Source organism: Bacillus swezeyi, from assembly GCF_001969815.1.
GTDB lineage: Bacteria > Bacillota > Bacilli > Bacillales > Bacillaceae > Bacillus > Bacillus swezeyi.
In genome coordinates, this window is the sequence record NZ_MRBK01000019.1 from 42,731 (window position 1) to 57,613 (window position 14,883).

Sequence of the window (14,883 nt, forward strand, 5' to 3'; positions counted from 1 at the left end):
TATGGCTTTAAAAGCGCAAAATACGATTTCAGGAAAAGAAGGCCGTCTGTTTCTTGATGGACAGGAGATGGCCCATATCAAAACATTTGAAGCGAATGTAGAAAAAAATAAGGCTGAAGTCAATATTATGGGACGGCGCATGACGGGCCACAAAACAACAGGTGCAAACGGTACTGGAACGGCAACATTTTATAAAGTCACCTCTCAATTTGTCACGCTGATGATGAATTATGTGAAAAAAGGCGAAGATCCGTACTTTACTCTCCAGGCCGTTCTTGAAGATCAATCATCAGGCCGCGGAACAGAGCGCGTCACCCTGTATGACGTCAACTTCGACTCCGCCAAAATCGCCGGACTTGACGTTGATTCAGAGGCGCTTGAAGAAGAAGTGCCATTCACATTTGAAGATTTTGATGTACCTGAAAAGCTGAAGGATACGTTTTAATGGCTGTCGGTTGTCAATATTCTCTATCTATGTTATAAAAAAGGTATATTCTTCGTAAAATAAAAACGGGCTTCAGGTGCTGGTAACACCTGAAGCCGTGTACAACGAAGCCCATAGCGGGCTGGCTCAGATTGTTCATAGAAATAGACCAATCCCTGGTTTGTGAGGCTCAAGGGTTGGTCTATTTCTTTTTGTTGAATGACAGCATGGCAACGATTAAGCTGGTAAATGTAAATGTCAGCATCAGCGCTTCAAATGTCGTCAAAAGGCCTCACCCCCTTTTTAAAGGAGTGAGCCAGACCGCCCCTTGAGTGAGCCAATTCAGTTGTACAAGGAATATTATACCATGCACTCTCGCTAAGCCGGGGGTGTTTTTTATTTTTGAAAAATACGAATCCGAAAAACGAATTTTGGGAGGACAAACAATTATGAGCGAAAAACAAGAACAAAAAGTATATGATCTATCCTTTTTTATGCCTGGCCAAACCGTTGAAGCCGAAGAAATCAAAGTCCCGATTTCAAAGCGCTTCGCCGATAAAAAAGGCAATGTCATTCCATTTGTGTTTAAACCGATTACAACAGAGCGCATCGATGAGCTGGAAAAAGAAAATACGACGTATAAAAACATTAAAGGCAGAGGCCGCGTCAAAGACCTCGACACCCAGCGCTTCTATGCCAGAATCGCGATCGAATCCACCATCTATCCCGATTTCCGTTCAAAAGAATTAAGAGAAGCTTATAAAACAGCTGATCCGGTCGAAGTGGCCAAACGCGTCCTTTCCGTCGGCGGAGAATATGCCAACTGGCTCAACAAGGCGATTGAAATCAACGGCTTTGAAGACGACCTTGAAGATCTGGAAGAAGAAGCAAAAAACTAATCAAGGATGGGAATAAAGAAGCGGTGTATCTATATTTTGCGATGCATGAACTTCATTATTCTCCATCCCAGCTTCAGGAGCTCTATGAAGCGCCAAAGCCTTTTAAAGCTCTATTGTACGGCTTAATCAGCTATAAGCTAGACATCTTGGAAAAAGAAGCAAGGAAAGGAGGTACATAATCATGGCAAAACTGACTGCGCGGTTTGAGCTGGAAGACCGGGTGTCGAAGAAGCTGCGGAGGATTCAAAAAGGATTTAAGGACTTGGAAAAAAGGCGGAAGAAGTTTGAGCGTCCGCTAACCATTAAAGTCAATTCCAAAAAAGCAGAGAATCTATTAAAAAAATTCCATCTTTCATTACAAAAAAACTTGCAATCATGGCAGCTTCAGATTTCAGCTGTAGATATGGCCAGCCAGACCATTCAAAGAATTTCAGATCAGCTTAAAACAAAACTGCCCGATAACTATCAATTTTCGGTCACAGTCACCGATCAGGCGACAGCCGGCATCGAAAAAATCAGAAACATGCTGTCAAAGCTGTCTTCTGCAGACTACTCCATAACCGCAGCCATTCAAGACGGGGTCACCCCAGCCGTTCAAAAAATAGCCGGTTACATGAAGGGCGTATTTGAAAGAGGATATACGGCAACGCTCAATGTGATCGATAAAGTAACAAAAACAGCCAGCCGAATTTCTTCTTATATCGACAGCCATTTGGCAAAAGAATTCGAAGCGACCCTAACCGTCAATGATCTGGCAACAGGTAAAATCATGGCTCTCCAGAATAAGCTTGATAAAATTGAGGCGAAGCGGGCCATTGACGTAAAAATTACTTCTTCAGAAGGGGAAGAAAAAGATAAAAAAGAGTCTTCATCGGATGCAATATGGACGAAATTTTTTCAGGCGGGAAAAGACAAATTTGTAAAATGGGTCGAGGGTCTTCCGGAAAAGGTATGGGATAAATCATTTGATGCCATCCTCGGTAAATTTTTAAAAGGCAATGAAGGCGGCGGAAACGGTTGCTGTTGTGAGGGGGGAGGTTCCCCAATCAATGAACCCGCCGCAGGCAGACGCGGAAGTGAAAGAAGCCCGACAAATGAACCCGCAACAAGCAACAGACCTGGAAGTGAAAGAAGTCCGACGAATGGACAAGCAAGGTCCGGCGGCAGGTTTAGGAGAGGCATTGGCAAGTTGGGGAAAATAGGGGGGAAAGCACTCCCTTATGCAGGGGCTGTTTTATCAGCTACTGAGCTGCTCGACATGAACAGCAAGAATGCAGGCGAAAAAATCGGTTCAGCAGGCGGAGGGATTGGAGGCGGTTTAGCCGGTGCAGCAGCGGGAGCAGCCATCGGAACTGCAATTCTTCCTGTAGGCGGGACGGCAATTGGGGGCGCTATCGGCGGCATGGTCGGAAGCCTTGGCGGTTCAAGCATCGGCGAATATTTCGGTAAGATGTTTGATGACAACGGCGGCGTCGGAAAAGCGTGGAAGACAATACAAGAAAAGTCGGGAGAGGCCATGTCAGCGATTCAAGCCACATGGTCAACGGTTTCAGGCTGGTTTATGGAAAACGTCTGGAACCCGATCGCCGGAAGTGTGGCAGAAGTAGCGACGGGCATCTGGAATCAGCTTGTAACAGCCTGGACGATGATTCAGGAAACGTTTATGACGGTTGCGGGCTGGTTTACGGAAAACGTCTGGAACCCGCTTTTCACAACAGTTATCGGTGTAGCGACAGGAATCTGGAACCAGCTTGTAACAGCCTGGACGATGATTCAGGAGACTTTTATGACAGTGGCTGGCTGGTTTACAGAAAATGTCTGGAATCCGATCATCACAAATGTGATAGCGGTAGCGACAGGAATCTGGAACCAGCTTGTGACAGCCTGGACGATGATTCAGGAGACTTTTATGACAGTGGCCGGCTGGTTTACAGAAAATGTCTGGAATCCGATTATCACAAATGTGATAGCGGTAGCGACAGGAATCTGGAACCAGCTTGTGACAGCCTGGACGATGATCCAGGAAACCTTTATGACAGTGGCCGGCTGGTTTGCGGAAAACGTATGGAATCCGGTGGTCTCAAAAGTGATAGAAGTAGCGACAGGAATCTGGAATCGTTTTCAAACGACTTGGAACATGATTAAAGGAGTATGGGGCGCGGTATCTTCATGGTTTATGAATACGGTCTGGAACCCGATACAAAGTACGTTCTCAGGAGTAAAGGAAGCCATCGGAGATAAATTCGAAGCTGCCAAAAAAACGGTGACGGACATTTGGGAAGGTGTAGCCGGCTGGTTTGAGAAAAACATTCAAAAGCCGATTGTAAAGATTGCAAGTCTGATCAGCGATGGTTTTGAAGCAGCGTTCGGCTGGGTAGGAAAAATTTGGGAAAAGGTCGGCGGCGGTATCGATGCCGTCATCAACTTCATGACAGGGAACAACGAAGAAGCCGATAAAAACGCCACAGGCGGCTACATCACAAAACCAACCATCTCCTGGATCGGTGAAGCTGGGAACGAATTTGTCATCCCGACGGAAAACAATCGCGGACGGGGAAAAATGCTGCTTGCCCAGGCGGCGACAAAGCTTGGCATGCACGTTGTTGACGACATGGGTGCCGCAGCGGCAGATGGCGGAACTGCTCCAACTGTTTCAAGCGTGTCTTCCTATTCAGCTTCTGTTTCGCCTGCCGTGAGCACCGTGAATATGGCGAATCAGGCAGCGTCTCTCGGCCGGGAATTTACCGACGGATTTGACACAGGCATCGGCTCAAGTGCTGTTTCACTTGATGAATGGAAGCAAAAAAATATTGGCAAACCGTTTAGCAGTCTTACGGCAGAATCGTCTAATTACGGCAAACAGACAGTCGCCGGGTTTGCTTCAGGGCAAAATGCGTCTGTGACGGGTACGAACGGCTTTCTCCAGTCAAAAGTAAATGCGCCTTACCAAACAACGGTGAAAACCTCATCCTCATGGGGAGTGAATACTGTCAAAAACTTTGCTTCAGGGCAAAATACGACACCGACGGGGACGACACAATACGTAGAAAAAAACATCAATAAACCGTTCCTGGATTCTAGACAGTCTGCTTCGGGATGGGGTTCCGGAATGATCGGGCATTTTATTTCCGGCATGAATGAGAAAAGCAGTGAAGTGTCCCAGGCTGCGAAAGACCTGGCCAAAAAAGTAGAAAAAGCGTTCCGTGAAGAACTTGATATCCATTCTCCATCCCGGGTTATGATGAGCCTCGGACGTTTTGCCTCAGTCGGTATCGTCAAAGGCTTAAGCTCTGTCGATGTCAAAAGTTTTGCTGAAAAACAAGCCGGATCACTGGCAGCCGCTTTCTCAGGCATCGGTGCAGTCGGCGGAAATGTGAAGTCCTGGATAAAGCAGGCGTTAATGGCGACAGGATCACCGCTGTCTTGGCTAGATCCGCTTTCTGTCATTGCCCAAAAAGAATCAGGGGGGAACCCGCGTGCCTACAACGGCTGGGACATCAATGCCAAGCGGGGGGACCCGAGCAGAGGTTTGATGCAGACGATCGGCCAAACGTTCAACGCATACAAAGAAAAAGGAATGAACGATATTTTCAATCCGATTCATAATGCGGTAGCTGCCATCAACTACATCAAATCGAGATACGGGTCGCCTTTCAATACTCCAGGTATCAAAAGCATGGCAAGAGGCGGGGCTTATAAAGGCTATGCCAACGGCGGCTTAATTACAAGCGAGCAAATCGCTAGGATCGGTGAAGGCGGCAAGCGCGAATGGATCATTCCAGAAGAGCGCGGCATTCGCGGCAAATACTTGCTGCAACGGGCTGCAGGAGCGTTGGGAATGGAAGTTCATAATCCGGCTTCCGAGCCGTCCGGCTCTATACCAAGCGGTCAAGCGGCGGCAGCCACTGCAGGTGCAACCCGCACGCAGCAAACGGCTGCAAAAGGAGCCAAAGAAGTCAATATTTATATAACAGGAGACAATCACTACCACAATGATCAGGATCATGAGTCATTGATTGCCAAAATGAAGCGGGCCCTTGTCGAAGAGCTTGAGCGAGACATCCATATCGGAACGAAAGGAAGCGTAGCTTATGACTAAATCCGTGTACGAATTTTGGCTGACACAAGGCAAGGAAAAGCTGCGCCTCCCCGTTCTTCCGGAGCAGCTTGTGGTCAGCGATAATCTTGGTAACGAGTCGGTAAAAGTGGCGAAATTCGGCGAGGTCACCTTTATTAATGAACCGGGCGCCAAGACGATTTCGTTTTCGTCCCATTTTCCAAAAAAATATTCTTCACTCGCCGAATACAAAGGGTTTCCTTCGCCGGAAAACGCGATTCTTAAAATTGAAAAATGGATGAAAGCAAAAAAGCCGATTCGATTTCTCGTGACCGGGACGAAGGTGAATTTCACATGCAGCATCGAAAGCTTTTCCCATCACGAGGGAGAAAAGGATATCGGCGACCGCGATTTTGATATCTCATTAAAAGAATATATAACAGCTTCGCCGCGAAAGATCAAACAGAAAAAGAAGACAAAAAAGAAACGGCCGTCCAAGTCTGCTCCTAAAGTATACACCGTCAAAAAAGGAGATACGCTCTGGCACATTGCAGGGCGCTTTTACGGAAACAGCCAGGAGTGGCGAAAAATTTGGAATGCCAATAAACAAGCGATGATAAAACGCAGCAAGCGCAACATTAAGCAGCCGGGACATTGGATTTTTCCGGGACAGAAGCTGAAAATACCGTAGAATGTGGCACCGGCATGTCCGGTGCTTCTTCGTTAAATCAAAGCAGGGGATAATGATGATCGAACTATTTGTCATAAAAGAAACCGAACGGTATGAGCTTGTCGCAGAAAGCGTCTCATTGGAAGGCCAAAGATTTCAGGCTCCGCGCTCGATCGAGGCTCAGATTGTGATCAAGCAAGGGAACCATAAGTACTACACCGTACAGGAAGGAGATACCGTTCTGTTCAAATGGAAAGGAAAAGAGCTGTTTCGCGGCATCGTGTTCAGCAGGGTGCCGAAAGAATTTACACTGTCGTTTAAAGCGTATGACATGCTTCAGTACTTGGTGAAAAACCAGGATGTTTATGTCTTTTCGAACAAAACGGCCGATGAGATTGTCAAGCGGATTGCAAGCGACTTTCAGATTCCAAAAGGCGCGATCGCTAGAACGGGTCACACGATCAAATCGCTTGTATTCAAGGACAATACGAGCCTATATGACATCATCTTAAAGGCACTAAAGGAAACACAAAAACAAACGGGGAAAAATTATCAGCTGTATTCAGAAAAAGGCAGGCTCTGTTTAAGAGCATGGCCATCCCCAGCGGAGATTTGGGTTTTGGAAACCGGCGTAAACATTACGGATTACGGTTACAGCACATCAATCGAAGAAACGGCAACCCGGGTTAAATTGAGAAAACAGAAGGATAACAAAACCTATACTGCATCTGAGAGAGACAGCGCGGGCATAAAAAAATTCGGCGTTCTTCAATATACAGAAACGGTTTCAGACGATATTAACCAGGCTCAATTGCGCGACCGGGCAAAGCGGCTGCAAGCCGAAAAGAAAGGTGTCAAAAAAGAGCTGAAAAGCATACAGGCCATCGGCATTCCTGAAATCCAAAGCGGTCTGCCGGTTTATATTTCGATTCCGGAGGCCGGTGTCAAAGAGACTTACTGGGTTGATAAAGATAAACATGACTTTATCGGAACGAAGCATATGATGACGATTGATGTTGTAGCGAAAAACACTTTACCTAAAGGAGCATCATCATGAGATTTAGCGATGCGATAAAAGAACTGGCTCTGGGAGCTGTAAATGCCGAAGCACCTGTTGATGTTATGCCCGCGGAAGTTGTTTCTGCCGCCCCGCTCAAGCTTAAACTGCGCGATCATGAAAAATTGGTGATCCCGTCCGACTTATTGGTGGTGGCCCGGCATTTAACTGAACATACAGAACTGATCCGGATTGACGGGGAAGAGAAAACGATACGCTTTTACAATCAATTACATGCAGGCGACCACGTGATGATTGCCGCCATGCCGGGTGGACAATCTTTTTTTGTGATCGACAGGATATAGGAGGTGGCTTGGTTTGGCTCTTTCACCAGAAATACCTTTCGAAGATATCGAGGATGACAGTGAAGTAATCGAAACCTCAAAAACGTACAAAATTGATTTTGAAACCGGCCGGCTTACAGGTGAAATCATTTCAGGACTTGAGGCAATTGAACAAATGGTTTACATGGCGCTGAGAACTGAGCGTTATGCCTATGCCGTCTACAGCCATAATATAGGGAATGAGCTTCAGGAAGTACTTTCAGACAATGAGACAACAGATGCTTATAAAGAAATGGAGATTCCGAGGTTGATTGAAGAAGCCCTCATCTATGATGAGCGGATCGCTGCAGTAAGCGATTTTGAGATTGAACGTCATGGGGATGCTTTCCATGTGTCATTTACAGTGGAAACAGATGAAGGGACATTGGAAATAGAGGAGGTGATAGGGGAAGATGTTTGAAAATCAGACATTTGAAGAGATTATGGAACGGATGCTTGACCGGGTTTCAGCTGATATTGACAAGCGTGAAAACAGCGTGATCTGGAATGCCCTTGCCCCGGCGGCGGCTGAGCTGGCCGTTTCTTATATTTGGCTTGACCAAGTGCTGAATTTGGTTTACGCGGATACGGCTGAAGGCGAATATTTGGACAGAAGGGCTGCTGAAGCCGGCTTAGAGCGCTACCAGGCATCAAAAGCGATCTGGTCCGGCGAGTTTACAGAAGGTGTGTTCATTCCCGCCGGAACCCGTTTTTTTCTAGAAGACTTGTACTTTACGATGCAGGAGAACGGAAAACTGGAATGTGAAACTGCGGGGACAAGCGGGAACGCAAACCTCACAGGTCAAACTTTGCTCCCGCTCGACACCATCCCCGGACTTGAAAAAGCGGTCATGGGGAATCTCGAGATCCCAGGTCGGGATGAAGAATCGGACGAGTCTCTGTATGAAAGGTATCTGGTGCGGGTCCGCCGGGAAGCAGTCAGCGCGAATCAGCTCCATTACAAACAGTGGGCGGAAGAAGTGGAAGGTGTCGGCAAAGCAAAAATTTTTCCGCTCTGGAATGGCGAAGGAACCGTGAAAATCGTCATTACAAATGCCAAAATGGAGCCTGCATCACAAGTTTTAATCGAAAGAGTCAAGCAATATATCGACCCTGAACCTGGAAAAGGAGAAGGGATGGCGCCGATCGGCGCATATGCGACGGTTGAAAGCGCAGTATGGAAAGACATTCAAATCTCGGCGAAAATCATTCCTGCAACAGGCCGGACGATCGCTGACGCCAAACAGGAAATTGAAGAAAAGATCACTCTTTTGTTTAAAGAAATTGCCTTTAAAGAAAGCGTCATCCGGCTGTCGCAAATCAACAACATGATATATGAATCATCCTCTGTCAGCGACTATTCTGAAGTGGCTATTAACGGCGAAGTGAAAAATCTGCAGTTGACAGAGACGGAAATTCCAAAGCTGGGGCAGGTGACCATCATTGAGCAAGATTGACGAAATGACTTTCGACCTGCCTCCCTATTTAGCGGAAATCCGGGAGATCGATGAGATTTTAAATACTGAAGCCCCTGAGTTTGAAAAGCAGAATGAACAGATTTTTGACATGACAGACCAGCTCTTTGTCACAACAGCCACTTGGGGACTGGAGCGGTGGGAAACGATTTTGGATGTCAGGCGAGAAGCTTCGGATGGCGTTGATATTCGACGAGCGCGATTATTGACTAAAATGTCCAACATTCCGCCGATTACCTACCGCTCGATCGAACGCGCAGTCAATGCTTTTTTAAAACAGCCGTCCGCAGAAGTCAGACTGACCGCAGGGCGGTATCATTTTTTGCTGAATGTAAACGGAGAAGATCTGCAGTATATTCCTTCCATCATCCAGACCGTCAACCATATGAAGCCCGCCCATTTAGCTTACACGTTTCGGGGCGGGTTTCATTATAGGTTTCAGGCTCCGAAAAGCTATCAAAACAGGCTTGTATTAAGAAGCAAAAACGGTTTTTTCGGGACGATTCCGGTCTATTTAGACGGCCAGTATCCGCTTGATGATTCATTTTATTTGAACGGCTTCCGCGAGATTGACGGTTTGCCGCGCAGATTCAGGCATCAGCTGACACTGCGCCACAAAAAGCAGCAAAACATTTGGTCTGCTTCACACCTTATGATGAGGGCAAGCACAGAAAATCGAACGAGACAAAAAGCAAAATCCAGTCTTAGATCCGGCATCAGCAATCAAAACGAGAAGGTCCAGTCGCTCAACATCAGCTTCAAATGCCAGCACGATATCAAACAAACGGGTTCACTTGAAATGAAAGAAAAATGGTGGACGCTTAACGGCGCATATTTCCTTGACGGGACAAAACAGCTGGCAGCGTCAGCGCAAAAAATCGCATTATAAAAGGAGACATGAACATGGCAGAACAATTAACGGTGACAACGCTTTATGCAAGACAGCAAATGGCAAAAGCACGGGCGGAAGGAGGTACACTCACCAAAATCGTCAAAATGGCTTTCGGAAACGGAGGAACAAACGATACAGGCGAACCGATTTCATTACAGGGCACAGAGCAGGCGCTGAAAAACGAACTTCTTCAAAAAGACATCGACGGATTCGTCTTCATGGAACCGGCGAAAGTCCGCTATACATGCACATTGGAAGAAAGCGAGCTGGCCGGGGAGATCATCAACGAACTCGCCCTTGTCGATGAAAACGGAAAATTCACCGCGGTCAGGACCATGACAGACAAACATAAAGACGGCGACATCGAATTCGTCTTTGAAATCGACGACATTTATTAAGGGGGATTTAACAAGTGGACATTCAAAAACCGAGACGCTTTGAAACGACAGACCGCGCCCATGCCGATTTGTTTAATGAAGTGATTGATCAGCTGAATGAGAACGATGAACTGATTCGAACGCGTGCTGAAGCAGCGGAAAAGAGTGCGAAGGAATATACGGATCAAGGTATCAAACAATTGAATGAACTTGCCCAGCTCGTAAAGATTACCGATGATACAGGGGTTGAGAAGCTGCATATTACAAGTGGAGATGCGCTAGCACAGCTTTTTGGTTTAGGGACGGGTTTTCATACGTTTGCAATCAGTATAGCCGCTTCAAACCGGCCGCCTGGCTCTGCCGGCTATGTCCGGGGAACATTTTTAAATTCCGGTTCTGATGGATATGGGTTTGTGATTGCGGCGGACACCACCGGAACGATTTTTACAAATACCATTAACGCGGGTATATGGAAAGGCTGGCGCAAATCTGAAACAAACTCAGGTTCTCAGTTGAAAGCAGATAAAGCGTTGTCTGATGCTAAAACTTACGCCGACACAAATTTTAACAATGAAAAATTGACTGTTTTGACTGGTTCTGATGCAATTCAAGATGCCACATTGAGTGGAGAAGACTATCCAACGGGGATCACTTTCATGGGTATATTTGATAACAATCAAACAGGATACCCGTTAGGTTATGGACTTATAAAAAATGAAAAGTTATCTGCCGTTCGATTTACTCAATATTTTTATGGAACTGGTAATCAAACAACAGGTTCAAATCTAACTGGAACATGGATTCGCCATTGGTATACTACTTCAGGCTGGACGAAGTGGGAGAAGATATCAGGGTTTGCGTATGCCAGCTTAACCATGTCAGGCAAACAGGAGCTTGATAAACAAACGACCCCGAAAATAAAATTCAATAAAAAGGTTATTGACAGCCATGATGCCTTCGATACGTCTTTAAGTCGGTATACAGCCCCCAATGACGGAGTTTATTATGTCAGTACAGGTTTGTTTTTGGAAAACTGGGAAACGTATTTTAATTTCCATCTGTTTGTCTATAAAAACGGCTCCCTTTTCAAACCCATCGATCATTATAGAGAAAGCGTAGGAGGCGGGACCGCAAGAGAAGTAAATGAATTTTTTGTTAATGTAAATGGATCGGCCGTTGTTCCGATGAAAAAAGGCGATTATGTTGAAATTTGCATGTATGTCGGTTATGACGGGACAAAGCAAAGAGCCGTTTCTGATAAATATCCTCAATATAATTATCTGGATATCAAAGAAATCAGCGGATTAAATTACTTAACTTGATAGGAGAAATATGCTTCAGTTTCAGAAATTGTTTTAGCGGCTCGGATGGAGGCTATGAATGAAGGAGTGAAACAATGGATCTAATAAAGCCCAGGCCTTTTGAAACAACAGACCGCGCTCATGCCGATATTTTTAATGAAGTGATCGAGCGGCTGAACGAAAATGACGAACAAATTGCAAAAAGGGCCGATGAAGCGGAACAGAATGCGCAAACATATCTTGACAAGCATGCGGGAAATAAAGACAACCCGCACGGAGTCACGAAGGATCAGATCGGGCTCGGTAATGTAGACAATATTAAGCAAGCGGCCAAAACAGAGTTTGATTCGCACGACCAAGATGTCATCCGTCATATTACAGATCTTGAACGAAATAAATGGAATGGTGCCCAATTATTTAAAATAACTTCCGATTCGGGAATACACAAAATAAATCTGACATCCGGTTCATTCTTCTCGGCTTTAAAACATGTAGGAACCGTAACTTTTTACGGTACGAATGCCGTGGAAGATACTCCGACAAATGGTAGCCTTCGGGGGATGCAGCTGGTCGGCCAAAAAGGGATAGGCATGGGATATGCTGTTGATACATTAGGAAATGCCTGGTGGTTTTATTACAACACAGTTCATACCGCAATTAATTGGTTCCCTATTGAATCAAAATCGAGCAGCCAGGCAAAGGCGGATAAGGTTTTAAGTGATGCTAAAAAATATACCGATAACCTGAAGGCTGATTTAACAAAGACATCATGGCTCTATCCAGTGCTTCAAAATGATTGGGTCAATTATACAGATTCAAATAAAGTGCGATACATGAAGGACGCGACAGGAACTGTTTTTGTCGAAGGTGCTATTGCTAAAGGAAAGGTCGGCTTTGAAATACCTGCATTTGAGCTTCCTGTCGGATATCGTCCATCACGGTCTTTTCAGTTTGTCGGCGTAGCTTCTCAAATAGGGATGTCAGGCGCTCCCCAACATCACCGTTTACTCGTTGATATTAATGGAAGGGTCATCATCGAAAATTGCTCAAATACGGTTAATCCAAATGAATATATCAGTTTGGGCTTTAGTTTTAAAGCTGTTTAAAAACCGTTTAACATTGCCGTTAATGGAAAAGTATGATATTTTTGTCCTTATGATGAAAAAGATTATCTACATCCTTATAATAGGGCTATTTATTTTGGTAAGCGGCTGTTCGGAGGCAGAGATATCGATAAAAGCAGCCCGGGTAAACAGCTACGATCCTTTAATGATTGCACATCGGGGAGCTTCTGCTATTGAGCCAGAGCACACACTTTCATCTTATGAGCACGCAATCAAAGACCGTGCTGATTTCATCGAAATTGATTTGAGACAAACGAAAGACGGCAAATTAGTCGCTATACATGATAAAGATGTTGAAAGAACAACGAACGGAAAAGGAAAAGTGCAAAAGTTAACATTGTCTCAATTAAAAAAACTCGATGCAGGAAAAGGACAAAAAATACTGACCCTTGAAGAGATCCTCAGTAAATTTGGCCAGTCAACAAAGTATTATATTGAAACGAGGGAAGATGATAACGGGCGATTGGTCATGGAGAAACAGTTGGTTGATATACTCAATAAATATGATTTAATTTCTGGAGACAAAGCTGTTGTGCAATCTTTTAGTGATAAAAGCCTAAAGAAAGTCCATTCCATCAACAACGATATTCCGCTTACCCGCCTTCTGCACGATGATGAAGTAAGGCACTTAAACACTGATACGTTAAAAAAAATCAAAACATATGCTTCTTCTGTCGGATCAAACGGCAAATTAGTCAATGGAGCGATTGTTCGTAAGATTCACAAGGAAAGTCTTCAGATTCATGTGTTTTTTGATGCGGATAGTGAGAAAAAACTGACTGAAAAAATGCTTCAATTAAAGGTCGATGGATTATTTACCAATGATCCAGCCTACACGAGAAAACAAATGAACTCGTCTATATAGACGGGTTTTTTATTATGTCTCTATAAAGCAGAAGGGCGGGATTTTCAGCAAATAAGAACACCCGACTTGGATCAAGAGCCATTGCTGCTTATGCCGACACCGGTCTCATCTGAGCAGAGATGCTGAACGCTCAGAAAGAATTGAGAATTCGAAAGCAGAGTCCGAGAGCGAAGCTGATCAATTTACAGCAAAAGACATCCTACTTGATTTAGGAGGCGAAAACAGGTTGGAAATCAAAAAAACGAGACGCTTTGAAACAACAGACCGCGCTCATGCCGATATTTTTAATAAAGTTGTGGATCAGCTGAATGAAAATGATGAACTGATTGCAAAGCGTGCTGAAGAGGTAGAACAAAATACAGCAACCAAAATGGATTTCAATGCACACCTTAAAGACAATACAATGCACATTACAGTAAATGAGCGAATGAAGTGGAATGGCAGTCAAATTTTTAATATTACCAATGAGGATGGACAAGGAAAAGTCTTTATTGGTGAAGCAGACGATTTTCATGTTGTTCTTCCTCAGTATACAGGGCTGATTCACTTTACAGCAGCAGCGGGTGCGCAAAATGGACCCGACACAGCTGTAAGAGGCATCTGGACATGTGATCATACAGGCAGCTACGGCCAAGCTATCGCATTTGATCATGCTAATAAAACATACCGAAAAGCCATTTCCGGAGGGAACTGGTCGGAATGGGAGGAGCTTGAATCTGTCTCAGGGGCACAATTAAAAGTCGATGCTCACGCGAACAATGCGGTTTTTCACATCACTGGTGAAGAACGTAAAAAATGGAGCAACGCACAATTATACAAGGTGACGACTGATAATGGATCAAGGGCCAAGCTTGCCAATGGAACAGATATTTTAACATTGCCAACCGGATTTTATTTTGCGGCGGGGCACGTTGTTCAAAATAATCCAGTACCCAATGATAGTTCATGGTTCAATTATGATGTTATTGAGACGGATGCAGGCCGAAAAACCATTTACGCATGGCGAAGCTATGATAATACTTTATGGCATGGAACTGTTCATACGAATGGAATCTTCAAGGGATGGAAACGAATCGTAACAGCAGATGATCTGGAACCTTCATGGACTGATGTTCCGCTTAAAAACGGAGCGTCCCACGGCGATCGAAAAGTGCGTTGTGCTTTAATGGGCGGGCTTCTTTTATTAGAGGGCGAAATCATTACAAAAAGAGGTGTTGTTTTTGGAACTCTTCCGCCGGCGTATAGACCGTCTAAATTTCGCAGCAGGATCGTTCCGATTTTTGGTACAACAGGTATGACAAAGCTTTATATAGAAACAGACGGAAATATGAGACTTGAAGGTCAAATTGCAGATAACCTTGATCACATAACATCCTATGGTTTAGATGAAGTGATTCCGCGCTAAATACGCGAGATATT

The 14,883-nt window shown here is 44.9% G+C and carries 15 protein-coding genes; all 15 read left to right on the forward strand.

Going from position 1 to position 14,883, the window contains the following annotated elements; translation table 11 throughout:
- The first annotated feature begins 1 nt into the window (after position 1).
- Positions 2-445 carry a phage tail tube protein gene (locus BTA30_RS15840; RefSeq protein ID WP_076762275.1) on the forward strand — a complete coding sequence of 148 codons (444 nt, stop codon included), beginning with the start codon at positions 2-4 and terminating at the stop codon, positions 443-445.
- 428 nt (positions 446-873) lie between these two features.
- Positions 874-1,323, forward strand: coding sequence for a phage tail assembly chaperone (locus BTA30_RS15845; protein WP_076762276.1), 450 nt, complete (start codon positions 874-876; stop codon positions 1,321-1,323).
- Between the two features lie 41 nt (positions 1,324-1,364).
- Positions 1,365-1,502 carry a hypothetical protein gene (locus BTA30_RS22785; protein ID WP_094777344.1) on the forward strand — a complete coding sequence of 46 codons (138 nt, stop codon included), beginning with the start codon at positions 1,365-1,367 and terminating at the stop codon, positions 1,500-1,502.
- Between the two features lie 11 nt (positions 1,503-1,513).
- A complete protein-coding gene (locus BTA30_RS15850; RefSeq protein ID WP_412677616.1) occupies positions 1,514-5,422 on the forward strand; it encodes a transglycosylase SLT domain-containing protein in 3,909 nt (1,302 codons plus the stop codon).
- Positions 5,415-6,071, forward strand: coding sequence for a LysM peptidoglycan-binding domain-containing protein (locus BTA30_RS15855; protein WP_076762278.1), 657 nt, complete (start codon positions 5,415-5,417; stop codon positions 6,069-6,071). Before BTA30_RS15850 ends, BTA30_RS15855 begins: the two co-directional genes overlap by 8 nt.
- Before the next feature lie 55 nt (positions 6,072-6,126).
- Positions 6,127-7,107, forward strand: a complete 981-nt coding sequence (locus tag BTA30_RS15860) for an XkdQ/YqbQ family protein (protein WP_076762279.1) — start codon at positions 6,127-6,129, stop codon at positions 7,105-7,107.
- The gene (locus BTA30_RS15865) at positions 7,104-7,412 is read left to right on the forward strand and encodes a DUF2577 domain-containing protein (RefSeq protein WP_076762280.1); all 309 of its coding nucleotides are present in this window, start codon (positions 7,104-7,106) and stop codon (positions 7,410-7,412) included. Before BTA30_RS15860 ends, BTA30_RS15865 begins: the two co-directional genes overlap by 4 nt.
- Positions 7,413-7,425: 13 nt before the next feature.
- Positions 7,426-7,851 (forward strand): DUF2634 domain-containing protein, encoded by a 426-nt coding sequence (locus BTA30_RS15870; protein ID WP_076762281.1) that lies wholly within the window; start codon positions 7,426-7,428, stop codon positions 7,849-7,851.
- Positions 7,844-8,887: a baseplate J/gp47 family protein gene (locus BTA30_RS15875; RefSeq protein WP_076762282.1), complete on the forward strand. Its 1,044-nt coding sequence runs from the start codon at positions 7,844-7,846 to the stop codon at positions 8,885-8,887. Before BTA30_RS15870 ends, BTA30_RS15875 begins: the two co-directional genes overlap by 8 nt.
- Positions 8,874-9,794 (forward strand): YmfQ family protein, encoded by a 921-nt coding sequence (locus BTA30_RS24485; protein WP_076762283.1) that lies wholly within the window; start codon positions 8,874-8,876, stop codon positions 9,792-9,794. Before BTA30_RS15875 ends, BTA30_RS24485 begins: the two co-directional genes overlap by 14 nt.
- A gap of 14 nt (positions 9,795-9,808) precedes the next feature.
- Positions 9,809-10,195 (forward strand): phage tail-collar fiber domain-containing protein, encoded by a 387-nt coding sequence (locus tag BTA30_RS15885; RefSeq protein WP_076762284.1) that lies wholly within the window; start codon positions 9,809-9,811, stop codon positions 10,193-10,195.
- Between the two features lie 14 nt (positions 10,196-10,209).
- A complete protein-coding gene (locus BTA30_RS23530) occupies positions 10,210-11,496 on the forward strand; it encodes an XkdV family phage structural protein (protein ID WP_076762285.1) in 1,287 nt (428 codons plus the stop codon).
- Between the two features lie 74 nt (positions 11,497-11,570).
- Positions 11,571-12,581 (forward strand): XkdV family phage structural protein, encoded by a 1,011-nt coding sequence (locus BTA30_RS15895; RefSeq protein ID WP_076762286.1) that lies wholly within the window; start codon positions 11,571-11,573, stop codon positions 12,579-12,581.
- Positions 12,582-12,633: 52 nt separating this feature from the next.
- Positions 12,634-13,464: a glycerophosphodiester phosphodiesterase family protein gene (locus BTA30_RS15900; RefSeq protein ID WP_076762365.1), complete on the forward strand. Its 831-nt coding sequence runs from the start codon at positions 12,634-12,636 to the stop codon at positions 13,462-13,464.
- Positions 13,465-13,690: 226 nt separating this feature from the next.
- Entirely contained in the window at positions 13,691-14,869 is a 1,179-nt protein-coding gene (locus BTA30_RS15905; RefSeq protein ID WP_076762287.1) for an XkdV family phage structural protein, read from the forward strand.
- Positions 14,870-14,883: the final 14 nt, after the last annotated feature.

Coding starts and splice junctions, on each gene's coding strand:
- BTA30_RS15840 (WP_076762275.1), top strand. CDS start 2: ATGGCTTTAAAAGCGCAAAATACGATTTCAGGAAAAGAAGGCCGTCTG.
- BTA30_RS15845 (WP_076762276.1), top strand. CDS start 874: ATGAGCGAAAAACAAGAACAAAAAGTATATGATCTATCCTTTTTTATG.
- BTA30_RS22785 (WP_094777344.1), top strand. CDS start 1,365: ATGCATGAACTTCATTATTCTCCATCCCAGCTTCAGGAGCTCTATGAA.
- BTA30_RS15855 (WP_076762278.1), top strand. CDS start 5,415: ATGACTAAATCCGTGTACGAATTTTGGCTGACACAAGGCAAGGAAAAG.
- BTA30_RS15860 (WP_076762279.1), top strand. CDS start 6,127: ATGATCGAACTATTTGTCATAAAAGAAACCGAACGGTATGAGCTTGTC.
- BTA30_RS15865 (WP_076762280.1), top strand. CDS start 7,104: ATGAGATTTAGCGATGCGATAAAAGAACTGGCTCTGGGAGCTGTAAAT.
- BTA30_RS15875 (WP_076762282.1), top strand. CDS start 7,844: ATGTTTGAAAATCAGACATTTGAAGAGATTATGGAACGGATGCTTGAC.
- BTA30_RS15885 (WP_076762284.1), top strand. CDS start 9,809: ATGGCAGAACAATTAACGGTGACAACGCTTTATGCAAGACAGCAAATG.
- BTA30_RS15895 (WP_076762286.1), top strand. CDS start 11,571: ATGGATCTAATAAAGCCCAGGCCTTTTGAAACAACAGACCGCGCTCAT.
- BTA30_RS15900 (WP_076762365.1), top strand. CDS start 12,634: ATGAAAAAGATTATCTACATCCTTATAATAGGGCTATTTATTTTGGTA.